At 70.3% G+C, this 23,340-nt stretch carries 14 protein-coding genes; 4 read left to right on the top strand and 10 right to left on the bottom strand.

The genetic code is table 11. From position 1 onward, the window contains the following. Positions 1 to 3: 3 nt before the first annotated feature. From ASG27_RS02800 to glnE, 10 genes are all read right to left on the bottom strand, one after another. Positions 4 to 1,233, bottom strand: coding sequence for an SAM-dependent methyltransferase (locus ASG27_RS02800; RefSeq protein ID WP_056411636.1), 1,230 nt, complete (start codon positions 1,231 to 1,233; stop codon positions 4 to 6). 81 nt (positions 1,234 to 1,314) lie between these two features. Further along, a complete protein-coding gene (locus ASG27_RS02795) occupies positions 1,315 to 2,148 on the bottom strand; it encodes a DUF1365 domain-containing protein (protein ID WP_056411634.1) in 834 nt (277 codons plus the stop codon). Beyond that, the gene (locus tag ASG27_RS02790; RefSeq protein ID WP_056411152.1) at positions 2,148 to 3,455 is read right to left on the bottom strand and encodes an NAD(P)/FAD-dependent oxidoreductase; all 1,308 of its coding nucleotides are present in this window, start codon (positions 3,453 to 3,455) and stop codon (positions 2,148 to 2,150) included. Before ASG27_RS02790 ends, ASG27_RS02795 begins: the two co-directional genes overlap by 1 nt. Positions 3,456 to 3,699: 244 nt before the next feature. Beyond that, entirely contained in the window at positions 3,700 to 4,320 is a 621-nt protein-coding gene (locus tag ASG27_RS02785) for a glutathione peroxidase (protein WP_082485721.1), read from the bottom strand. A 309-nt stretch (positions 4,321 to 4,629) separates the two neighbouring features. Then, positions 4,630 to 5,835, bottom strand: a complete 1,206-nt coding sequence (locus ASG27_RS02780) for an HD-GYP domain-containing protein (protein WP_056411150.1) — start codon at positions 5,833 to 5,835, stop codon at positions 4,630 to 4,632. A gap of 108 nt (positions 5,836 to 5,943) precedes the next feature. Continuing rightward, on the bottom strand, positions 5,944 to 9,054 hold the full coding sequence (locus ASG27_RS02775; protein ID WP_056411149.1) for an efflux RND transporter permease subunit: 3,111 nt from the start codon (positions 9,052 to 9,054) through the stop codon (positions 5,944 to 5,946). Between the two features lie 12 nt (positions 9,055 to 9,066). Beyond that, positions 9,067 to 10,302 carry an efflux RND transporter periplasmic adaptor subunit gene (locus tag ASG27_RS02770; protein ID WP_056411147.1) on the bottom strand — a complete coding sequence of 412 codons (1,236 nt, stop codon included), beginning with the start codon at positions 10,300 to 10,302 and terminating at the stop codon, positions 9,067 to 9,069. A gap of 76 nt (positions 10,303 to 10,378) precedes the next feature. Beyond that, complete coding sequence (locus ASG27_RS02765; RefSeq protein WP_056411146.1) at positions 10,379 to 11,815, bottom strand: efflux transporter outer membrane subunit; 1,437 nt, start codon at positions 11,813 to 11,815, stop codon at positions 10,379 to 10,381. Next, the gene (locus tag ASG27_RS02760) at positions 11,812 to 12,561 is read right to left on the bottom strand and encodes a TetR/AcrR family transcriptional regulator (RefSeq protein ID WP_056411144.1); all 750 of its coding nucleotides are present in this window, start codon (positions 12,559 to 12,561) and stop codon (positions 11,812 to 11,814) included. Before ASG27_RS02760 ends, ASG27_RS02765 begins: the two co-directional genes overlap by 4 nt. 132 nt (positions 12,562 to 12,693) lie before the next feature. Next, positions 12,694 to 15,453: a bifunctional [glutamate--ammonia ligase]-adenylyl-L-tyrosine phosphorylase/[glutamate--ammonia-ligase] adenylyltransferase gene (glnE, locus tag ASG27_RS02755; protein ID WP_056411629.1), complete on the bottom strand. Its 2,760-nt coding sequence runs from the start codon at positions 15,451 to 15,453 to the stop codon at positions 12,694 to 12,696. A gap of 98 nt (positions 15,454 to 15,551) precedes the next feature. Here glnE and ASG27_RS02750 point away from each other — a divergent pair, with 98 nt between their 5' ends. Genes ASG27_RS02750 through ASG27_RS02735 form a run of 4 tightly spaced genes read left to right on the top strand, consistent with a single transcriptional unit; the run spans position 15,552 to position 23,276 of the window. Continuing rightward, complete coding sequence (locus tag ASG27_RS02750) at positions 15,552 to 19,790, top strand: YhdP family phospholipid transporter (protein WP_056411142.1); 4,239 nt, start codon at positions 15,552 to 15,554, stop codon at positions 19,788 to 19,790. Next, positions 19,790 to 20,605 carry a carbon-nitrogen hydrolase family protein gene (locus ASG27_RS02745; RefSeq protein WP_056411627.1) on the top strand — a complete coding sequence of 272 codons (816 nt, stop codon included), beginning with the start codon at positions 19,790 to 19,792 and terminating at the stop codon, positions 20,603 to 20,605. The genes ASG27_RS02750 and ASG27_RS02745 overlap by 1 nt, the downstream gene beginning before the upstream one ends. Beyond that, complete coding sequence (locus ASG27_RS02740; RefSeq protein WP_056411140.1) at positions 20,602 to 22,647, top strand: two-component system sensor histidine kinase NtrB; 2,046 nt, start codon at positions 20,602 to 20,604, stop codon at positions 22,645 to 22,647. Before ASG27_RS02745 ends, ASG27_RS02740 begins: the two co-directional genes overlap by 4 nt. Continuing rightward, entirely contained in the window at positions 22,647 to 23,276 is a 630-nt protein-coding gene (locus tag ASG27_RS02735; RefSeq protein ID WP_056411138.1) for a response regulator transcription factor, read from the top strand. The genes ASG27_RS02740 and ASG27_RS02735 overlap by 1 nt, the downstream gene beginning before the upstream one ends. Positions 23,277 to 23,340: the final 64 nt, after the last annotated feature.

Raw genomic sequence — 23,340 nt, 5'->3', positions numbered from 1 at the left:
CGGTCAGTCCTTGACCAGCGTGTACTGCACCAGGTCGATGTTGCCCATCGCAAAGGCGGCTTCGCAGTAGGCCAGGTAGAACTCCCAGATGTGCATGAAGCGCTGGTCGAACCCGAGCTGCAGGATCTGCGTGCGCTGGGCCAGGAAGCGCTCGCGCCAGCGCTTGAGCGTCTCGGCGTAGTCCTGCCCGAACGCGAATTCGTCGACCACGCGCAGGCCGGCGGCCTCCGCCTCGCGGCGGAACTCGCGCGGGCAGGGCAGGCAGCCGCCCGGGAAGATGTACTGCTGGATGAAGTCGGTGGAGCTGATGTAGCGCGCAAACAGGCTGTCGTCGATGACGATGCTCTGCACGCAGGCACGGCCGCCGGGCTTGAGCAGGCGCTGCACCGCCTGGAAGTATGTGGGCCAGTACTCGCGGCCCACGGCCTCGATCATCTCGATGGAGCACACGGCGTCGTACGGGCCGTCGGTGATGTCGCGGTAGTCCTGCAGCCGCAGGTCGGCCTGCTGCGCGCGGTCGCATTGCGCCATGCGGTCCTGGGCGAAGGCCAGTTGCTCGGTCGACAGCGTCACGCCGGTCACCGACGCGTCGAACTCGGTCACCGCCATCTCGGCCAGCGCCCCCCAGCCGCAGCCGATCTCCAGCACGCGGTCGCCGGGCTGCACGCCGGCCATGCGCAGCGCGCGGCGCACCTTGGCGTGCTGGGCCGCGCGCATGTCGCCGCCGGCCTGGCCCTCGAACCAGGCGGACGAGTAGTTCATGGTGTCGTCCAGCCACAGCTGGTAGAACGCGTTGCCCAGGTCGTAGTGGGCGTGGATGTTCTTCTGGCTGTTGGCGCGGGTGTTGCGGTTGAGCAGGTGCTTGATGCGGTACAGCAGCCGCCCGGCCCAGGTGCCGTAGATCACGCCTTCGACCTGCTGGCGGTTGGCGATGAAGACCTTGAGCAGGTCGGTGAGGTGCGGCGTGGTCCAGTCGCCGGCGATGTAGCTCTCGGCAAAGCCGATGTCGCCGGACTTGAGCGCGGCGCTGCACACGTTCCAGTTCTTGAGCGTGATGGCGGCGGTGGGCCCGCCCCCGTGGCCGAAGTGCTGCAGCGTGCCGTCGGGCAGCTGCACCGTCAGGCTGCCGTGCTGCAGCCGCTGCAAGAGCTTCAGGGCCGTGCGGGCGGCGGCGGGCGTGCCCTGGGGCAGGTCGATGGCCGGGCGGCGGGCGGTGGTGCTGGAGGTGTTCATGGCGGTCATCTCGTGCGGTTTGCGGTGGGTGCGTTCCAAGGGCCGGCGATTCGATGGTTCGGTGGTCAACGTTTCAGCAGTTCAGCGGGTCACGGTGGAGGCCGGCGCTGCGGGCTTGCTGTGAAAGCGCACGCGCTTGAGCCACAGCTGCAGCGCCTGCCAGTGGATGCGGGCGATCACGGCCAGCGTCATGGCCGGGTAGCCCCACAGGGCCTGGCGCAGCGTCTTGTCGGTGATGGGGTGCAGGGTGCCGCTCACGCTGGTCTGCAGCAGCGGGCCGGCCGCGTCGTCGTAGTCGATGCGCACCACGGTGCGGCCCGCGGCAACGGAATCGGTGTCGGCGGGCGCTCCGGCCCCTGCGGCCAGGGTGCGCATGAAGCGGAACCGGTAGCCGCCGCTCACCTCGCAGAACGGCGACACGTGGAACACCTTGCGCGCTGCAAGCTCCACGCCGTAGCGCGGCGCATCGAGCAGGTAGCAGTGGCGCTCGCCGAAGGTGTTGTTGACCTCGACCACGATGGCGCGCAGGCTGCCGTCGGCGCGGTGGCAGTACCAGAAACTCACGGGCTTGAAGGTGTAGCCCAGCACGCGCGGGTAGCAGTGCAGCCAGACCTCGCCGTCCGCGTCTGCGATGCCCTCGGCGCGCAGCAGCTCCTGCACCCAGGCGAGCGCACCGCCCTGCGCGGCACTGCGGCCGTCGCCGTGGTCGGCATCGTGAAAGCTGATGAGGCCCCGGCGGTTGACCGCGAGCGGGCCGGGTGCGCCCGCAGCCGCGCCGGCCCCGCCCGCCAGGCTGCGCAGCGGCAGCATCAGGAAGAACGTGGGGTAGGCGAACGCGTGCCGCTGCGGGCGCAGCCGGGTGTGGCGCACCTGGCCGAAGCCGATCAGGGGTGCGGCAGCGCCCGGCGTGGTCATCAGGCGGCCTTCGCCCACGCGGTGGGCAGGGTGGCGCGCAGCTGCTCGGCCACCGCCAGGCCCGACTGCAGGCCGTCTTCGTGGAAGCCGTAGCCCGTCCAGGCGCCGCAGAACCAGGTGTGGGCCTGGCCCTGCAGCTGGGCCACGCCGCGCTGGGCCTGGATGGCCGCGAGGTCGAACACGGGGTGGGCGTAGTCGTAGCTGCCGATCACATGCTCCGGCGCGATCTCGCGCAGCGGGTTGAGCGACACGACCACGGGCTGCGCGAACGGCACGGGCTGCAGCTGGTTGATGAGGTAGTGCAGGCACACGCGGGCCGACTCGCGGTGGCCCTCGGCGGCGCGCTCGTAGTTCCAGGCGGCCCAGGCGCTGCGCAGGCCTGGCAGCACGGCCGCGTCGGTGTGCAGCACGGCGCGGTTGGCCTGGTAGCGGATGGCGCCCAGCACCGCACGCTCCTGCGCGCTGGGCTCGGCCAGCAGCGCAAGCGACTGGTCCGAATGCGTGGCCAGCACGACCTTGTCGAAGTGCTCGGTGTGCCGGTCGGTGACCACGCGCACGCCGGCTGCGTCGCGCTCCACACGGCGCACGGGGGTGGACAGGCGCTTGTCGGCAATGCCCGCCACGATTTTCTCCACGTAGTGCCAGGCACCGCCCGACACCGTCCACCACTGCGGCCGCTGGCTCACCTGGATCAGGCCGTGGTTGTGGCAGAACCGGATCATGGTGGCCACGGGGAACTTCAGCATCTGGTCGGTCGGGCAGCTCCAGATGCAGCCGAGCATCGGCAGGAAGTACCAGTCGCGGAACGCATCGCCAAAGCGGTGCTCCTTCAGGAAGTCGCCCAGCGGCTGCGTCATCGCGGCCTCGGCATTGGCCTGTGCGATGCCGGTGCACAGCTGGTTGAAGCGCAGCAGGTCGCGCAGCATGCCCCAAAAGCGCGGGTTCAGCAGGTTGGACCGCTGCGCGAACACGGTGGACAGGTCGGTGCCGCTCCACTCGAGCGTGCGCCCGCGCAGCGCGCCGGGCACCTGCACCGAGAACGACATGTCGGACTTGGAGGTCTCGACCCCCAGCTCGGCCAGCAGGCGGATCAAGCCCGGGTAGGTGCGCTCGTTGAAGACCAGAAAGCCCGTGTCCACGCCGTGCGTGACCGGGTTGCCCCAGGCATCGGGCAGCGTCACGTCCACCGTGTGGGTGTGGCCGCCGAAGTAGTCGCCGGCCTCGAAGAGGGTGATGTCCGCATGCCCGCGCAGCTGGTGCGCGACAGCCAGCCCGGAGATGCCGGAGCCGATGATGGCGATTTTCATGGCCGGCTCCCTCTGGCCGGGTCACGGAATAAAAAGGTTGCGAAGCGTCCCGAAACGAATAAGAGAGGGAGGGAGGAGAAGCGCTCCAGGAGGTCAGTCGGAACCCGGGGGCCCGAAAGGCTTCGCAACACTAAAACTGTACGTCGCGCAATCGTGTTGCGCAAGAAATAGAGTGGGGCTGTCCCGCCGAAGTTCCAGCCTTCGGACAGGTTTTTTTTAAAGAAACGTAAAGAAAGCATGTCAATCACCGTGCGGGGGCAACCGCCAGTTGCTGCTCGATGGCGCGCACTAGGCCCTGGTTGTCGGGCGCGGTCAGGCTGGAGTACTGGTCGACCAGCTTGCCGTCGCGGCCCAGCAGATATTTGTGGAAGTTCCAGCGCGGGGCGGTGCCCGAGAGCTGGGCCAGTTGGCGAAACAGCGGCGAGGCCTCGGCGCCCTTCACGCTGCTCTTGGCGAACATGGGGAATTTCACGCCGAAGGTGCTTTCGCAGAAGTCCGCGATCTGCTGGTTGCTGCCGGACTCCTGCGAGAAGTCGTTGGACGGGAAGCCCAGCACGACGAGGCCCTTGTCCTTGTAGCGCGCATAGAGCTCTTCAAGCCCCTTGTACTGGCCGGTGAATCCGCAGAAGCTGGCGGTGTTGACCACGAGCACGACCTTGCCGCTGTACTGGCACAGGGATTGCGGCTTTTCGTCCTGCAGGCGCAGGAAGGTGTGCTGCAGCGTGGCGGGACAGGCGGCCGGCGCCGCCGCTGCAGCCGCACCGGGCACCGGCTGCGCCGCTGGCTGGGCCCAGGCCCCGGGCCCGAAGGCAGCGGCCAGCACCAGGGCGGCGGCAGGGACGGGTCGTAGCAAAAAGGTGGTCATAGGACTTCCAGCACAGGTCGGTGCGGCCAATTTAACCGCTCCATTATTTTTTGTCCACATGAGTTTTTATTTATACCGATTGGTTACGTCTTGGTGCGGATCCCGGAATCGGTGTGGATCACGCGGCACCTGCATCATGTACGCAGCAGCCGACCCCATGGATGCGGCCACCATGCCGCAAGGGGATCAAAGTCTGTGGAGAGGGCGCCGCGCACCGCGGCGTACCGGCGCCGCACCGCATGAGCACGAGGGGCGCTGGCCGATGGCGCAGGCCGCAGGTGTATCTGTCCGTCCGTCGGCGCCGGCGGGTCAGCCCAGGCTCAGCAGCCGGTCGAGCGAGAGCTTGACCCGCACATCCTTGAAGGCCACCACGCCCGTGACCTTCCAGGGTGGCATGCCGGTGTCGCGGGGAATGGGCTCGCCCGTGGGCATGCCTTCGCGGTTGGTCACCACGGCCACCTTGGGCGTGGTGGCCGTGGCGCCGCGGCGGATGACGACGCCCACCTCCTGGCTGGCCAGGCGCACGAAGGCACCGGGGGGGTACACGCCCAGGGTCTTGACGAGGGCCGCGCCGGCTTCGTCGACCTGGTGCTCCTCGTCGTAGTAGCTCGCCTGCATGGCGGCGGTGGCCGGCATGGGCGGGCGGGCCGCACGCGGCGCCATGCGCGCGCCGAAGATGTCGGCGCGCTGCAGCAGGCGCGCCATCTGCTGGGCTTCGGTCTTCTTGGCCAGGGGGCCGGGGGTGCGGTGGTGGTGGCAGCGCACCGCCTCCAGCCACAGCGGGTCGGACACGCCCAGGCTGCGCAGCAGGGCCTCGGAACGCGCCGCGTGGTCCTCCACCGCAGAGATCTGTTCGGCGGTGAGCGGGTGGGTCTGCTGGGCGAGCTGGTCCTGCAGCTCGGTCATCGCGATGTTCATGCTCAGCGCCGCCTGGCCCAGCTGCTGCACGCGCACTTCGGGCCAGCGCAGCATCTCGCGCGCGACCACCATGCACACGCAGCTCACCAGCATCGAATGGGTGCCGCTGTACATGTGGGTTTCCTGCGCCGACAGGTAGATCATGGCCAGCAGCGTCGCGTCCGGCGTCTGCTCGCAGTGGCGCGATAGCTCGTCGTGCAGGGCCTGGAACCGGCCGCCGAAGTCCGTGGCCGACGGCGACCGCAGCAGCTGCGTGGCCCGCAGCTGCAGCTCGGGCCAGTCGGGCAGCAGCCGGCCGCCGCGGGCGCGCGCGGCCGAGTCCTCGGCCGCCGTCATCTTCATCGCCGCGATCTCGCCCAGGTTGGTGTCGGCGTTCAGCATGCGCTGCAGTTGCGCCAGGTAGGCGCGGTGGCTGCCGCCGGACTCGTCGGTGTCCACGCACAGCTGGCGGCCCCGGGACACCATCTTGGCCAGCTCTTCGCGGGTGCGGATGATGTACCCCTTCTGTGCCAGCAGGGTGCCGTCGGCGCCGCGCAGCACAAAAGGCAGCGGCTGGCCGAGCTGGATCGATTCGATGTTGAGGCTGACGAGGTTCATGGTGCTCGTTACATTATCTAACGCCCGCCCCCCACCAAACCCATCGGCTGCCGGGTGATTTCCCGGCTTTTCTGCCGAAAGAGCCCCCCGAAATGTAAGTGCGTGCTATCAATGCGTGGCTGGCGGAGTTTGCGGTGCCGCAGGCGGGTGCTCATGGTGCCCGCCCCGCAGCCGGCGCATCGTGCGCCCGAACCACTGGCCCACGTCATCCACGCCGGTGAACACCGCCGGGATGACCAGCAGGCTCAGCAGCGTCGAGGTGATCAGGCCGCCGATCACGGCCACCGCCATCGGCGAGCGGAAGCTCGCGTCCGCAGCGCCGATACCGAGGGCGATGGGCATCATGCCCGCGCCCATGGCCAGCGTGGTCATGATGATGGGCCGCGCGCGCTTGTGGCACGCGTCGATCAGCGCCTCGAAGCGCGTCATGCCGTGCTCGCGCCGCGCCAGGATGGCGTACTCCACCAGCAGGATGGAGTTCTTGGTGGCGATGCCCATGAGCATGATCAGCCCGATGAGCGAGGGCATGGAGAAGCTCTTTTGCGCGATCAACAGGCCCACGAACGCACCGCCCAGCGACAGCGGCAGCGCCGCCAGAATGGTCACCGGGTGCAGGAAGTCCTTGAACAGCAGCACCAGCACGATGTAGATGCACAGCACGCCGGTGAGCATGGCCAGGCCGAAGCTGGCGAACAGCTCGCCCATCATCTCGGCGTCGCCGATGGTGATCTGGCGCACGCCGGCCGGCAGGTTCTTGATGGAGGGCAGCGCCTCCACCGCCTTGGTCACGTCGCCCAGCGGCTGGCCCGACAGCTCGATCTCGAAGTTCACGTTGCGCGCGCGGTCGTAGCGGTCCACCACGGCCGGGCCGCCGCTGAACTCCAGCGTGGCCACCTGGCCGAGCATCACCGGGCCCTTGCTGCCGGGCACGGCCAGACGCTCGAGCAGCGACAGGTCCTGGCGCGCGTCGTCCTGCAGCTTGACCACGATGGGGACCTGGCGCGAGGCCAGGTTGAGCTTGGGCAGCGATACGTCGTAGTCGCCCACGGTGGCGATGCGCAGGGTCTCGGCGATGGCGCTGCTGGTCACGCCCAGGTCGGCGGCGCGCGCGAAGTCGGGGCGCACCGCGATCTCGGAGCGCACCAGGCTGGCGGTGGACGAGATGCTGCCCAGGCCCGGGATGGTGCGCAGGTCCTTCTCGACCGCGAGGGCCGCCGTGGTCAGCGCCTGCGGGTCGTCGCCCGAGAGCACCAGCACGTACTTCTCGCCCGAGCCACCCAGGCCCACCTTGCTGCGAACGCCCGGCAGCGTCTCCAGCGCGGCGCGGATGTGGTTCTCGATGCCCTGCTTGCGCGGCCGGTCGCCGCGCTCGGCCAGCAAGATGGTGAGCGTGGCCTTGCGCGTCTCGGCGCCAGCGCCGCCCATGAAGGGGTCGGCACCCGCCGAGCCGCCGCCGATGGTGGTGTAGACGCTTTTGACATGCTCGACCTTGGCGATGCGCGCGCGCGCGTCTTCGGACACGGCGCGGGTCTGCGCCAGCGTGGCGCCGGGCGGCAGTTCCAGGTAGACCTGGGTCTGCGAGTTGTCGTCCGGCGGGATGAAGCCCGTGGGCAGCAGCGGGATCAGCGCGAGCGAGCCGATGAAGAACGCGCCGGTGGCCAGGAAGGTGATCCAGCGGTGCTTGACGCACCAGGACGCCCAGCGCAGGTACACCGTCATCCAGCGCGGGTCCTTGTGCTCGTCCACGATGGGCTTGAGGATGTACGCCGCCATCATGGGCGTGAGCACCCGGGCCACCACCAGGCTGGCGAACACCGCGAGCGACGCCGTCCAGCCGAACTGCTTGAAAAACTTGCCCGCGATGCCGCTCATGAAGGCCGTGGGCAAAAACACCGCGATCAGCGTGAAGGTGGTGGCCACCACCGCCAGGCCGATCTCGTCGGCCGCCTCCATGGCCGCCTGGTAGGGCGTCTTGCCCATGCGCAGGTGGCGCACGATGTTCTCCACCTCCACGATGGCATCGTCCACCAGGATGCCCACCACCAGCGACATCGCCAGCAGCGTGATCACGTTGATCGAAAAGCCCAGCAGGTGCATGCCGATGAACGCCGGGATCACCGACAGCGGCAGCGCCACGGCCGACACGAACGTGGCGCGCCAGTCGCGCAGGAACAGCCACACCACCAGCACGGCCAGCAGGGCGCCTTCGTACAGCAGGTGCATGGAGCCGTCGTATTCCTCCTGCACCGGCTGCACGAAGTTGAAGGCCTCGGTGACCTCGAGGTCGGGGTGCTGCTCGCGCAGCTCCTTGAGCGCAGCCTGCACCGCGCCGCCCACTTCCACCTCGCTCGCGCCCTTGCTGCGCGCCACCTCGAAGCCCACCACGGGCTTGCCATTGAGCATGGCCAGCGCGCGCGGCTCGGCGATGGTGTCGGAGACCGTGGCCACCTGGTCGAGCCGCACATGGCGGCCGTCGGACAGCGCGAGCGTGAGGCCCGCGAGTTCCTGCGCCGACTGCACGGTGGCCAGCGTGCGCACGGGCTGCTCGCTGCCGCCCAGGTCGGTGCGGCCGCCGGCGCTTTCGGTCTGCACCAGCCGCAGCTGGCGCGATATGTCGGCGGCCGACGCGTTGAGCGCCTGCAGCTTCACCGGGTCCAGTTCCACATGGACCTGGCGCTGCACGCCGCCCACGCGGTTGACCGCGCCCACGCCGCGCACGGCCAGGAGCTTCTTGGCGACGGCATCGTCCACGAACCACGACAGCGCCTCGTCGTCCATGCGGGTGGAGGCGATGGTGAACGCCAGCACCGGCTGCGCGGCCAGGTCCATCTTGGTCACGATGGGGTCGCGCACATCGCCGGGCAGGTCGCCGCGCACGCGGGCCACGGCGGAGCGCACGTCGTCGAGCGCCTCCTGCGTGGGCTTTTCCAGGCGGAACTCGGCCGTGATGGTGGCGCCGCCGTCCTGCACCTTGGTGTAGATGTGCTTCAAGTCCTGCAGCGTGGCGATGCTGTTCTCGATCTTGCGCGCCACGTCGTTTTCGAGCTGCGCAGGCGAGGCGCCCGGCAGCGCCACGGTCACGGAGATCGTGGGCAGGTCGATGTCCGGAAAGTTCTGCACCTTCATGGCGTTGAACGACAGCAGGCCGCCGAACGTCAGCAGCACGAACAGCATCAGCGCCGGTATCGGGTTCTTGATGGACCAGGTGGATACATTCATGAAGAACGCTCCTTAATTGAGAGCTGCTGGCGCTTGATCAGCAAGCGCCAGGTGCATTTTTGGCTTGAATTCCCGCGCTGAGGAGGTGCGCGCGGGCTGTGCAGGTGCCGCGGGCGAAACCGGCGCAGCCGCCGGTGCCGCCACGCGCACCAGGTCGCCATCGTTCAGGAAACCCGCCCCGCGCACGGCCACCGACGCATTGGCCTCCAGGCCCGACACCACCTCGACCCGGTCCGCCACACGGCGGCCGGTCTGCACCTTGCGCATCTGCACGCGCTGCTCGGCCCCCACCACGAACACGTAGGAGAACCCGTCGCGCACGACCAGGGCCTCCTGCGGCACGGTGAGCGCATCGCTCTGGCCCAGCGCGAACTCGCCGCGCGCGAACATGCCTGCGCGGAAATCGCTGTTCGCCGGCAAATCGACGTACACCAGCGCATTGCGCGTCTGCGGGTCCACCGTGGGCGCGACCATGCGCACCGTGCCTTCGGCCGTGGCGCCGCTGGCCGCGGTCACGCTGACCTTGGCGCCCGGCGCAATGCGGCGCAGCTCGGTCGAGGTGACCTCGGCCCGCCACTCCAGGCGGCCCTTGCGCACCATGCGGAACAGCTCGGTGCCCGCACCCACCACCGCACCCACCGTGGCCGTGCGGGCCGAGATCACGCCGCTGTCGGGCGCCACCACCTGCGTGTACTTCAGGCGCAGCTGCTGTGCGTTCAGCGTGGCCTTGGCGGCCTCCACCCGGGCCTGCGCGGTCTTCTCGGCCGTCGTGTATTGCTGGATCTGCTGCTGGCTCAAGGCGCCCGTGGCCTGCAGCGAGCGGGCGCGGTCGGCATTGGCCGCCGCCTCGGCCGCGTTGGCCTGGGCTTCGAGAAGGCTTGCGCGCATTTGCGCCACGTCGGCCTGCACCGTCTCGGCCGAGAAGGTGGCCAGCACCTGGCCGGCCTTGACCACGTCGCCCACGTTCACGCGCACATCGGTCAGGCGCAGGCCGTTGCTTTCGGCGCCGATGCTGGCCTCCTGCCACGCGGCCACATTGCCGTTGGCCGACAGGCGCACCGGCACGGAGGTGCGCTGCGGCTGGGCCGTGCTCACGGTGAGCGCGGGGCGGGGCTGGTTGGCCTTGGGCTCATCGGCCGCGCGCGACGCGCCCGAGAAAACCAGGGCGCCGCCCGTGGCCAGCACGCAGGCGGCGATCACGGCGAAGGCGGTGGGAGAGAACTTGAAACGTTGCGTTGGAGTTGTCATTTTTGTCTGTCCGTTCATCCAGTCGGTGTCAGGAAAAGGAGGCTGGCGATCGGCCGGCTCCCACGGTTTCAATCACTCAGCGCGCGGCGGTGGCCGCAGCGAATGGTGGGGCTACGGCGAGGGCGGTCTGCCCGTTCCAGCCGCCGCCTGCGGCGCGGTACAGCGCGATCCAGGCCGCCTGGCGTTCGTGCTGCAGCGCGACCAGCGCGTTCTCGGCCGCGAGCGACGTGCGCCGCGCATCCTCCAGCTCCACCAGGCTGGCCAGCCCGCCGCGCCAGCGCGCCTCGGTCGCATCGAACGAGGTGCGGTAGCCCGCCGCCGCCGTGCGTGCGCTGGTGTTGCGTTCGGCCGTGCTCTGCAGCCGCACCAGCGCCTGCTCCACCTCGCTCACGGCCTGGCGCACCTTGGCGCGGTACAGCGCTGCGGCTTCGTCGTATCGGGCTTGCGCCGCATCGACCTGCGCGCCACGCCGGCCGCCGTCGAACAGGGGCACGCTCAGCGCCAGCGGGCCGATGGTCCAGGTGTTGAGGTCGGTGGTCACGCCGCCGGTGCGCACCCAGGCCGTGCCCACGGAGCCGCTGAGCGACAAACGCGGGTAACGCTGCGCCTGCGCGCTGCCCACCTCGGCGCTGGCGGCCGCCACTTCGCGCTCGGCGTTGTACACGTCGGGCCGCTGGGCCAGCACCTGCGCGGGCAGGGCCGCGATGCTGAACAATGTGTCGGGCGCCGCAGGCGCGGCGGTGGACAGGCGGGCGCGCAGCGCGGGCTCTTCCCAGCCGGTCAGGGCCACCAGGGTCTTCACGTCCACCTCGCACAGCATGCGCTGCTGCGATGCGCGGGCCTGGGCTTCGGCGGCGCTGGCGCGGGCCAGCGCTGCGGTGGCCGGGGCAGTGAAGCCCGCGCGCTCGCTCAGGTCGGACAGGCGCGAGGTCTCGCCGCGCGACTGCGCGTCGCGCTCGGCCACGCGCAACTGCTCCAGGCAGGTACGCAGGCTGCTCGCCTGCAGCGCGACCTCGGCGGCCACGCTCACGCGGGCCTCGTGCCACAGCGCCTGGGCACCCGCCAGTCGCTGGTCGGCCGCAGCCTTGGTGGCGCGGTTGGCCCCGAAGACGTCGATCTCCCAGCTCGCCTGCAGCCCGGCCTGCGCCGTGGTGGCAATGCCCGCGAGCTGTTCATTGAAGCCCCGGCTGGCATTGCCCTGGCCGTCGAGCGACGGCAGCAGCGCAGCGCGGCTGCTGACCTGCGTGGCCCGGGCCTGCGCGATGCGCGACTGGGCCTGCGCGACGCCCGGGCTGATGGCCTGCGCCGCGTCGATCAGCTCGACCAGCAGCGGGTCGCCCAGCTGCGTCCACCACTGCGCCAGGTCCCCGAGAGAGCCCTGGTGCGGCAACGGGGCCTGCCACGCCACAGGGGGCGGTGCGGGCACTTGCGCCGGCGGTGGCGAGATGGCACAGGCGCCCAGGGCCAGGGGCAGGCAGGCGGCCCATAAAAGTCGGGTCTTGCTGGTGGTCATGTGTTGGATGCCTTCTTGTGCGAAGTCCTCGGAGTCTGTGAAGTACCGCGGCGTGCAGGGCGCACCGGGGGTGCGTCGGCCTGCCGCCGTGCGATGTCGCCGCGCACCATGTCCAGGGCGTAGCCGGTCAGCCGCTCCACCCACTGCTCGACGGCCGCCTCCGTGGCCAGCTGCGGTGTGATGCCCTGCAAGGCGTCGCGCTGCGTCCACATCTGCATCACCAGGCCGGCCAGCGAAAAAGCGAGCCGGTGGATGTCGTCGTCCACCTCGGTCACGCCCATGTGGCGGCGCAGCACCTGCACCAGGGCCAGGTGGGGCGCGCGGCACTCGCGCTCGAACAGCTCGGGCCAGACGTGGGTCGGGTCCAGCAGCTCGCGGATGTGCAGGCGCACCGACTGGGTGACCAGGTCGTCGTGCTTGAGCGGCTCCAGAAACCCTGCGAAGTAGCGGCTCAGGGCCTCGCCCAGGTCCAGCGCGGGGTCGGCGAACACCGGGATCAGGTCGCTGCCGCTGCCAAAGGGTTCGTAGAAGGTGGCGGTGTACAGCTGCGCCTTGTCCCCGAAGTGGTAGGCGATGGCGGCGACGTTGGTGCCGGCGGCCTCGGCAATGGCGCGCACCGAGGTCTGGGCAAAGCCCTTTTCGGAGAACAGCTGCAAGGCCGCGCGCAGCAGGCGCGCACGCGTGTCTTCGCCGTCGCTGCGGGCGGTGCGCTGGGCGGCAGGAATGAAATGGGCACCAAAACTCATGGCCCCGGATTAAACCACCAGAATTCAAACAGTTGTTTGAATTAACGACTTTTTTAGGCCGGCGGTGCCCCGGCAACTTGCAACCATTTGTCACCGCCTGCTCTCGCAGCGGCAACGCCGGGGGTCGGCGGTCTACATCCCCAGGCCCGCGCCGAACACGGCGAGCCAGAGGGCGAACACGGCGTCGCGCTCGGCCTGCAGCGCGGGCGGCGCGACCTGCGTGGGCGCCTCGTCCAGGCGCGCCACGTGCTGGACGCGGCGCAGTTCGCGGTAGGCGTCGGCCGCGGCGGTGCCCACACCGGGGGGCAGCAACCCCACCTGCTCGGCGCGCTGCAGCAGCGCGATGTTGCCCACATTGCCGCGCAGCTCGGGGTGCGCCGCCGACTGCGACAGCACCAGGTACTGCACCGCGAACTCCGCGTCCACCATGCCGCCGGGGCTGTGCTTCACGTCGAAGCGGCCGTCGCGCGTGGGGTGGGCCGAGCGCACGCGCTCGCGCATCAGCACGATCTCGTCGCGCAGGGCCACCGGGTCGCGCTCGGAGGTGATGACGGCCTCGCGCACCGTGTCGAAGCGCTCGCGCAGCGCGTCGCTGCCCATCACGAAGCGCGCGCGCGTCATGGCCTGGTGCTCCCAGGTCCAGGCGGTGTTGCTGCCGCGGCGCTGCTGGTAGTTGGCGTAGGCCTCGAAGCTCGTGACCAGCAGGCCCGAGCTGCCGTTGGGGCGCAGCGCGGTGTCGATCTCGTACAAATCGCCTTCGCTGGTCTTCACGGTGAGCCAGTTGATGAGCTTGCGCACGAAGGCGGCGTAGACCTCGGGGGCGCGATCGTCGTCGTCATCGAACACGAAGACGATGTCCAGGTCGCTGCCGTAGCCCAGCTCCTTGCCGCCCAGCTTGCCGTAGCCGATGATGCCGAACTGCGGGCTCTTGCGATGGCGGTTCTTGACCCGGCTCCAGCACCAGTCGGCGGTGATGCGCAGCACGCTGTCGGCCAGTGCGGACAGGTCGTCTGCCACCTGCTCGACGGTGATGCGCCGCTCCACGTCGCGCGCCAGCGTACGGAAGGTTTCGGCGTGCTGGGCGCGGCGCAGCAGGTTCAGCAGGGTCTCGTCGTCGTCTTCGCCGGTGGACTGCAGCGAGGCCAGGCGCACGGCCAGCTCGCGCTCGAAGTCTTCCACCACGAAGCGCTCGGACAGCAGCGCATCGCCCGCCAGCTCGTCGATCACGCCGGGGTGCTGCAGCATGTAGCGGGCGGGCCATTTGGCGGCGCCCAGCAGGTGCAGCAGGTGCTCGTGTACCGACGGGCGCTCCAGCAGCAAAGCAAGGTAGCTTTCGCGCCGCAGCAGTGGCTCCAGCCAGCCGACCAGGCGCACCGCCGCGTCCTCGTTCACCTTGCCTTCGGCCAGCCAGCGCGCGGTGCGCTGCACCAGGCGGAACAGGCGCGTGCGCGCTTCATCGCGCAGGCCCTCGACCCGCGGGTGGTTGCGCCATTCGGCCACGCGCTCCCGAAAGCCGGGAGGCAGTTGTTCGAGCAGGCTCTCCAGCTCGGGCGGAGGCGGCGCGGCCGCCCGGGGGCCGCCGCAACCGCCACCGCTGCATTGCTTCTTGCCGCTGCCGCCCAGCAGGGTGTCGAACTCCTGGGCCACCAGCTCGCGGTGCGCGTCGAGCTCGTGCAGAAAGGCGCAGCAGTCGGGGTAGCCCATGGTGTAGGCGATCCAGGCCAGGTCGTCGTCGCGCGTGGGCAGCACGTGCGTCTGCTGGTCGTCCAGGTACTGGATGCGGTGCTCCACGCGGCGCAGAAAGACATAGGCGCGGGCGAGTGCCTCGGCCGTCTCCTGCGGCATGAGGCCGGCCTGCGCGATGCGCGGCAGCGCGTCGAGCGTGGGCCGGCGGCGCAGCTCGGGGAACTGCCCGCCGCGCACCACCTGCAGCAGCTGCACGGTGAATTCGATCTCGCGGATGCCGCCGCGCGAGAGCTTGACGTCGTTGGCGCGCTCGGGGTGGCCGGCGCTGCGCTTGGCCGCGTGGTCGCGGATCTGGCGGTGCAGGGACCGCAGGGCGTCGAACACGCTGTAGTCGAGGTAGCGGCGGAACACGAAGGGCAGCACCACGCCGCGCAGCGCCTGCACCTCCGAGCCCCCGATACAGTCGCGCGGCGCGACCACACGGCTCTTGAGCCAGGCAAAGCGCTCCCATTCGCGGCCATGCAGTTGCAGGTATTCCTCCAGTGCCGGCAGCGAAACCGCCGACGGCCCCGAGTTGCCGTTGGGCCGCAGGGCCAGGTCCACGCGGAAGACGAAGCCGTGCTCGGTGGTGTCGCCCACCAGGCTGTAGATGGACTTGACGGCCCGCGCGAAGTATTCGTGGTTGGAGATGCGCCCGCGGCCCTCGGCCGTGCCGGCGGTGTCGCCGTCGTGCTCGTACACGTAGATCAGGTCGATGTCGCTCGACACATTGAGCTCGCGCGCGCCCAGCTTGCCCATGCCGATGATCCACAGCTGCACCGGCTGGCCCTCGGGCCCGCGCGGCGCGCCGTGGCGCTCGTCGAGCTCCTGGCGCGCCTGGTGGCAGGCGCGGTCGAGCGCCAGTTCGGCCAGCTCGGTCACCGCGCGGGTGACGTCGGCCAGGGAGGCCTCCTCATCGCAATCGAGCTGGATCAGCCGCTCCATGACCAGCTGGCGCACCACCCGCAAGGCGGTGCCGGTGTCCGCGCCGCGCGCGCGCAAGGCCTCGTAGGCCTGCTCCATCGTGGCCAGCACCGGCGGGCCGGGGGGCAGCAGGGGCAGGTCGTCGGCGTAGCGGCGGTGCAGGCGCTGGTAGAAGCGGGAATGGCTGGCCAGCAGCCCCTCGGGCCGGGCCAGGCAGCACAGGTCAGCGGCGGGCGATGGCATGGCAGACATGGCCGGGGACCACATACATAAGGACACTCGTTGGTAGTGAACCCGCGCCGGAGCCGCGGGTCATAATTCCAGCCACATTCAATTCGACCATGATTGCTCCCACCACGCACCCCACACGCCTGCTCAAATTTATGGCAGGTCTCGCACGGTGGTCACTCGGTTTGCTGCTGGCCTTCTGGCTGCTGGTGACCATCGCGTGGGGCGCACTTCATGGCTGGATTGTGCCGCGAATCGGCGAATTCCGCCCGCAGCTGGAGGCGCATGCCGCACGGGCTCTGGGGGTTCCGGTCAAGATCGGCGCGATCTCTGCCAAGACCGAGGGGCTGATCCCGTCCATCGAGCTGTCGGACCTGGCCCTGCTCGATGCCGCCGGCCGCACCGCGCTGCGCCTGCCGCGGGTGGTGGTGGCGCTGTCGCCGCGGTCGCTGCTCAAGGGCGGTTTCGAGCAGCTCTATGTCGAACGACCCGAGCTCGATGTGCGGCGCGACACCCAGGGCCGTATCCATGTGGCGGGCCTGGACTTTACGCAGGAGCAAGGCGACAGCAGCGCCGCGGCCGACTGGATCTTCTCGCAGGGCGAGGTGTTCATCCAGGGCGGCACGGTGCGCTGGACGGACGAGCAGCGCGGCGCCCCCGAACTGGCGCTGGAGAAGGTGGACCTGGTGCTGCGCAATGGCAACTGGCACCACCACATGCGCCTGGATGCCACCCCGCCCGAAGCCTGGGGCGAGCGGTTCACGGTGGTCGGCTTGTTCCGCGCGCCGCTGCTGAGCGCCCGCGACGGCAACTGGAAACACTGGAACGGGCAGGTGTATGCCCACTTTGCGCGGGTCGATGCGTCGCGGCTGCGCCACTATGCCGATGTGGGCATCGAGGTGGCGCAGGGCCGCGGGGCGCTACGCGCCTGGGCGGATGTGCAGCGCGGGCAGATCGTGGGCGGCACGGCCGACCTGGCCCTGGCCGACGTCAACGCCACGCTGGGCCCGCAGTTGCAGGCGCTGGTGCTGCCCTCGATCCAGGGCCGGATGGGTGGGCGCCGGCTCAACGGCGGGTTCGAGTTTTCCACCCAGTCCCTGCAGTTTGAGACCGACGACGGCCTGGCCTGGCCCGGCGGCAACCTGCGGCTGGTCTACACCGATGCCACGGCCAAGGCACCGGCCCAGGGCGAGTTCCGCGCGGACCGGCTGGACCTGGCGGCCCTGGCGCAGATCGCCAGCCGCCTGCCCCTGGGCAACACCGCGCACGAGGCTGTGCGCACCTATGCGCCGCAGGGCCTGGTGGACGAGATCAACGCCACCTGGCGGGGCCCGCTCGACAGCCTGCAGCAGTACCAGGTGCGCGGCCGCATCCGCGGCCTGGCCCTGGCGGGCGACACCGGTGGCGGCGCGCCCACCCACCTGGGCCTGCGCGGCGCCACGGTGGATGTCGACATGACGCAGGGCGGCGGCAAGGCGGCGCTGACCATTGCCTCGGGCGCGCTGCTGCTGCCCGGCGTGTTCGAAGACCCGGTGCTGCCGCTGGACCGCCTGAGCGCCGACGTGCGCTGGCAGCTCGAGGGCAGCCGCATTGCGGTGCAGGCCAACGACGTGCAGTTCGCCAACGCCGACGCGCAGGGCGAGGCCCGCGCCACCTGGCACACCAGCGACGCGGCCAAGGTCTCGCACCAGTCGCGCTTTCCGGGCGTGCTGGACCTGAGCGGCACGCTGCACCGCGCCGACGGCACGCGCGTGCACCGCTATCTGCCGCTGTCCATCCCGCCCGACTCGCGCCACTATGTGCGCGATGCAGTGGTGGCGGGCAGTGCGAGCAACGTGCAGTTCCGCGTGAAGGGCGACCTGCACCACCTGCCCTTCAACGACCCCAAGCTGGGCGAGTTCCGCATCGCCGCCCGGGTGAAGGACGTGACGTACGCCTACGTGCCGCCCAGCCTGCAGCCCGCCGGCACCCTGCCCTGGCCGGCGCTGACCGACCTGTCGGGCGAGCTGATCTTCGAGCGCTCGTCCATGCAGGTGCGCAGCGCCACCGGCACGTTTGCGGGGCGCCAGGGCCTGAAGCTGTCGAAGGTGGATGCCAGGATTCCGGACCTGGCCCATACCGTGGTCGGAGTCAGCGCCGACGCGCGCGGCCCCTTGCCCGAGATGCTGGCCCTCATGGCCACCTCGCCGCTCGGCCGCATGACCGGCGGCGCGCTCGACCAGGCCAGCGGCACGGGCACTGCGGACCTGCAGCTGCGGCTGTCGCTGCCCATCAGCGAGATCAACAAGTCCAAGGTGCAGGGCAGTGTCACGCTGGCGGGCAACGATGTGCGCATCACGCCCGACACCCCGCCCCTGAGCCGCGCACGCGGCGTGGTGCAGTTCACCGAGGCCGGCTTTGCATTGCAGGGCGTGCAGGCGACGGCGCTGGGCGGCAGCGTCAAGCTGGAAGGCGGCATGCGTGCGTTGCCGGCCAACGCGCCGGCCACCGAGTCCGCCGTGCAACTGCGCGCGCAGGGCACCGCCACCGCCGAAGGGCTGCAGCAGACGCCGCAACTGGGCATGCTCTCGCAGCTGGCGAGGCGCGCCACCGGCAGCGCGCCGTACTCGATGGCGCTGTCGTTTCGCCGCGGCGTGCCCGAGGTGCAGGTGACCACCAGCCTGCAGGGCCTGGCGCTGGCACTGCCGCCGCCGCTGGGCAAGACCGCCGAGACCAGCCTGCCCCTGCGCTTTGAAAACCAGGTGCTGCGCGAGTCGCTGGCGGGCCTGACGCACGGCAGCCACGGCCAGGGCACCAACGGCACGGGCACCGGCGCGGGTAGTGGCAATGGCAATGGCAACGGCAACGGCGCGGAGGCCCCGCCGCTGCGCGACCAGATCACCGTGGACCTGGGCTCGGTGGGCTCGGCCATGTATGTGCGCGACATCAGCGGCCCCCAGCCGCGGGTGCTGCGCGGCACCATCGGCGTCGGCCTGACGGGCGGCGAATCCTCCCCCATGCCGGCGCAGGGCGTGGCCGCCAACATCAACCAGGGCCGGCTGGACGTGGATGCGTGGGAGGACGTGCTGAGCCAGGCCACGTCCGGCACCGGCGCCGCGGCACGCGCACCGGCCTCTGCCGCTGGTGCCACGGCAGCAGCGGCCCCGGGCACGCAGACCCTGACGCAGGACTACATGCCCACCACGCTCGCGCTGCGCGCGCGCGAAATCACGCTGCAAGGGCGCACGCTGCACAACATCGTGGCCGGGGCGCTGCGCGACGGCACCACCTGGCGCGCCAACCTGGACGCCACCGAACTCAACGGCTACCTGGAGTACCGCCAGCCCGGCTCCGCCGATCACCCCAACGGCCGCCTGTTCGCGCGGCTGTCGCGGGTGAACATGCCGCAAAGCGACGTGAACCAGGTGGAGTCGCTGCTGGACGAGCAGCCCGGCGCCCTGCCGGCGCTCGACATCGTGGTGGACGACTTCGACCTGCGCGGCAAGCGGCTCGGGCGGGTGGAGATCGAGGCGCAGAACCGCGGCGGCGATGGTTCGCAGCGCGAATGGCGCCTGTCCAAGTTCAACATCACCGCGCCCGAGGCCGTCCTGACCGCCAGCGGCAACTGGGCGGTGCTCAACGCGGCGGGCTCGGGCCCGCGCGAGGCCGATCGGCGCACGGTGCTCAACTTCCGGCTGGACATCCGCGACTCGGGCGACCTGCTGACCCGCATGAGCATGCCCGGCGTGATCCGGCGCGGCAAGGGGCGGCTGGAGGGCCAGGTCGCCTGGGTGGGCGCGCCTTTCAGCCCCGACTACCGCTCCATGACCGGCCTGATCAACGTGAACATCGAAACCGGCCAGTTCCTCAAGGCCGACCCGGGGCTGGCCAAGCTGCTGAGCGTGCTGAGCCTGCAGTCGCTGCCGCGGCGCCTGACGCTCGACTTCCGCGATGTGTTCAGCGAGGGCTTCGCGTTCGACTTCGTGCGCGGCGACGTGCGCATCGAGCAGGGCGTGGCCACCACCAACAACCTGCAGATGAAGGGCGTGAACGCCGCCGTGCTGATGGAAGGCAGCGCCAACATCGACCACGAGACGCAGGACCTGCGCGTGGTGGTGGTGCCCGAGATCAACGCCATGACAGCGTCGCTGGTGGCCACCGCCATCAACCCGGTGATCGGCCTCGGAAGCTTCCTCGCGCAGGTGTTCCTGCGCGGGCCGCTCATCGAGGCCGCCACGCAGGAGTTCCGCATCGACGGCACCTGGTCCGACCCGCGCGTGGTGCGCGTGCCGCGCCGCGCGCGCGATGCCTTGCCCGGTGCGGAGGCCCCGCCGCGCAGCAGCCCCCCGGCAAAACCAGGAGAAGTGTCATGATGCAAGTTGCAGCGATTCAGATGGTGTCCGGCACCCGGCTCGAGGACAACCTGGCCGCCGCGCGCGCCCTGCTGGAGCAGGCGGCGCACGGCGGTGCCGAGCTGGCCGTGCTGCCCGAATACTTCTGCGTGATGGGCCACAAGGACACCGACAAGCTGGCCCTGGGCGAAGCCGCCGGTGAAGGCCTGATCCAGCGGTTCCTGGCCACCGCGGCGCGCGAGCTGAAGCTGTGGGTGGTGGGCGGCACGCTGCCCCTGCAGACCAGCACCCCTGAGCGCGTGCGCAACACCACGCTGGTGTTCGACCCCAGCGGCGCCTGTGTGGCGCGCTACGACAAGATCCACCTTTTCTATTTCGACAACGGACGCGAGCAGTACCACGAAGGCCGCGTGATCGAAGCGGGCGACACGCCCGTGCAGTTCGACCTGCCATCGCGCGGCGGCCACACCTGGCGCGTGGGGCTGTCGGTGTGCTACGACCTGCGGTTTCCGGAGCTGTACCGCGCGCATGCCAGCGCCGGGGCCGACCTGCTGCTGGTGCCCAGCGCCTTCACCCACACCACGGGCCAGGCGCACTGGGAGGTGCTGCTGCGCGCCCGCGCGGTGGAGAACCTGGCTTATGTGCTGGCCCCCGCGCAGGGCGGCGTGCACGAGAACGGACGCCACACCTGGGGCCACACCATGCTGGTGGACCCCTGGGGCGTGGTGCTGGCCGAACAGGACCAGGGCGCGGGCGTGGTGCAGGGCACGCTGGACCCTGAGCGCCTGCGCAGCGTGCGGCTGCAGCTGCCCTCCCTGTCGCACCGCGTCCTGTGAAGCTGGGGCCACGCACCCTGTTGCGGCGCTGGCGGGGCGCCTGGCGGCGCTGGTCGCTGTGGACGCTGCTGGTGCTGCTGGTGATCTCCATGCTGGCCACCATGGTGTGGCTGGCGGGGCGCTATGAGGCCAGCCAGGTGCAGAGCCGGCTGGAGCGCGACACGGCCGACGCGGTGTCGGACATCCGCGTGGCGCTCACGCGCAACCTGCAGAGCCTGCAGGCCCTGCACGCGGGCGAACCAGGCCAGCTGGCCTGGGAGGTGGATGCGGCCGAGCTGCTGCGCAGCCGGCGCGAGCTGGTGCGCATCGAATGGCGCGACGCCAACCTGCGGATGCGCACCCATGCGCAGTCGCCCTACCGGCCCGTGGCCTGGGATGCGCGCATCCGCGAAGGCCACCAGTCCGACGCTGCCATCGCCTGCACCAACGCGCGCCGCCTGAGCAGCCCTTCGTACTCCAGCAGCTACTTCCAGCCCCACGGCGACGGCCTGGGTTCGGAAATGATGGAGCTGTGCCTGCCGCTGACCGGCGGGGGCAGGCACACCGGCTTTCTGGTGGCCACGTATTCGCTGCAGGACGTGCTGGTGAACCTGGTGGCGCACAACCTCACGCGCAGCCAGGAGGCATCGTTCACCGAGGCCGACGGCACGCGCCTGGCGGTGCTGGGTGCGGCGCGCAGGGGCTCGCGCATGTTCACCGCGCAGCACCTGCTCGACTTGCCCGGCACCACGCTCGTGCTGCGCATGGACACCTGGCACAGCGCGCCCAGCCTGTTCCCCAACGTGCTCACGGCGCTGGTCACGGCCATGTCCATCGCGCTGGTCACGGTGATGGTGGTGCTGGTGCGCGACAACCGCCGGCGGCTGCGCGCCGAGCGCGACCTGGCCGATGCGCTGGCGTTTCGCAAGGCGATGGAGGATTCGCTCGTCACCGGCCTGCGCGCGCGCGACCTGGAAGGCCGCATCACCTACGTGAACCCCGCGTTCTGCGCCATGGTGGGGTTCAGCGCGCAGGAGCTGCTGGGGCAGAGCGTGTCCGCCCCCTACTGGCCGCCCGAGCTGGTGGACGAGTACCGCCAGCGCCAGGCCATCCGCCTGTCGGGCCAGCACATACCGCCGCGCGAGGGGTTCGAGTCGGTCTTCATGCGCAAGGACGGTACGCGCTTCCCGGTGCTCATCATCGAGGCGCCGCTCATCAACGCGCAGGGCCAGCACACCGGCTGGATGAGCGCGTTCCTCGATATCAGCGAGCAGCGGCGGGTGGAAGAGCTCTCGCGCGCATCGCAGGAGCGCCTGCAGGCCACGGCCCGCCTGGCCACCGTGGGCGAGATGGCCTCGCTGCTGAGCCACGAGCTCAACCAGCCGCTGGCCGCCATATCGAGCTACGCGACCGGCTCGATGAACCTGCTGGAAGCGCCCGCCGGGGCCGGCAGCACGCCAGCGCCCGACAGCCTGCAGGACGTGCGCATGGCGATGCAGCAGATCGCCCGCCAGGCCGAGCGGGCCGGCAAGGTGATCAAGAGCGTGCACGACTTCGTGCGCCGCCGCGACCAGGCGCGCGAGGCCGTGTCGGCCCAGCAGCTGATCGACGCCATTCTGCCGCTGGCCATCCTGCAGGCCCGCAAGCTGGCCGTGCGGGTGAACACCACGGTGGAGCCCGGCCTGCCGCCGGTGCTGTGCGACCGCACCATGGTCGAGCAGGTGTTGCTCAACCTCGCGCGCAACGCCATGCAGGCCATGGACGACCCCGAGATCCGCCACCGCGTGCTGGACATCCGCGTGCGCCGCGCGGCCTCCAACCAGCACAGCGGCTGGGTCGAATTCGCGGTCACGGACGTGGGCACGGGCATTCCGCCCGATGTCGCGGCCCGGTTGTTCACGCCGTTCTTCACGACGCGGCCCGAAGGCATGGGCCTGGGCCTGTCGCTGTGCCGCACGGTGATCGAGCAGCACGGTGGTTTTCTCGGCTTTGCCCCCCATGAGCCGCGTGGTACGGTATTCACCTTCACGCTCCCTGTCTCCCAACCCGCGCCCCCACCCTGATGGAACCCATCACCAACGCCACCGTGTACATCGTGGACGACGACGCCAGCGTGCGCGAGGCCCTGGCCTGGCTGCTGCGCTCGCGCCGGCTGCCCAGCGAGTCGTTCGACAGTGCCGAAGCCTTCGACGCGATGCTCAAGACCCGACCTGCGCAGCGCCAGCCCTGCTGCCTGCTGCTGGACGTGCGCATGCCCGGCATGAGCGGGCTGGCGCTGTTCGACCTGCTGGCGGTGCGGGGCGACCTGGCCACCATGCCGGTGATCTTTCTCACCGGCCACGCCGACGTGCCCACGGCGGTGGACACGGTCAAGCGCGGTGCGTTCGACTTCTGCGAAAAGCCGTTTTCCGACAATGCCCTGGTCGACCGCATCGAGCAGGCGCTCGCCCAGTCGGCCGCGCACCTGGCGCAGCTGCGCGAACGCAGCGACCTGCAGGTGCGGCTGGCCGACCTGACGGAGCGGGAACGCGATGTGATGGACCTGGTGGTGGCGGGCCTGCCGAACAAGCTGATCGCCGACCAGCTCGACATCAGCGTGCGCACGGTGGAAGTGCACCGCTCGCGCGTGTTCGACAAGATGCAGGTGAAGTCAGCCGTCGAGCTGGCCAACCTGCTGCGCGCAGGTCAATGAAGCCGCCGGCTCTGCACTGAGCCGCTGCGGCGTGCGCAACCCAGGCTGGCGAGCCTGGGTCGTT

The sequence above is a fragment of the Acidovorax sp. Leaf191 genome (genome assembly GCF_001424425.1).
Lineage (GTDB): Bacteria > Pseudomonadota > Gammaproteobacteria > Burkholderiales > Burkholderiaceae_C > Acidovorax.
The sequence above is the reverse complement of the archived record's forward strand: the minus strand, read 5'-3'. Positions and strand labels throughout refer to the sequence as shown.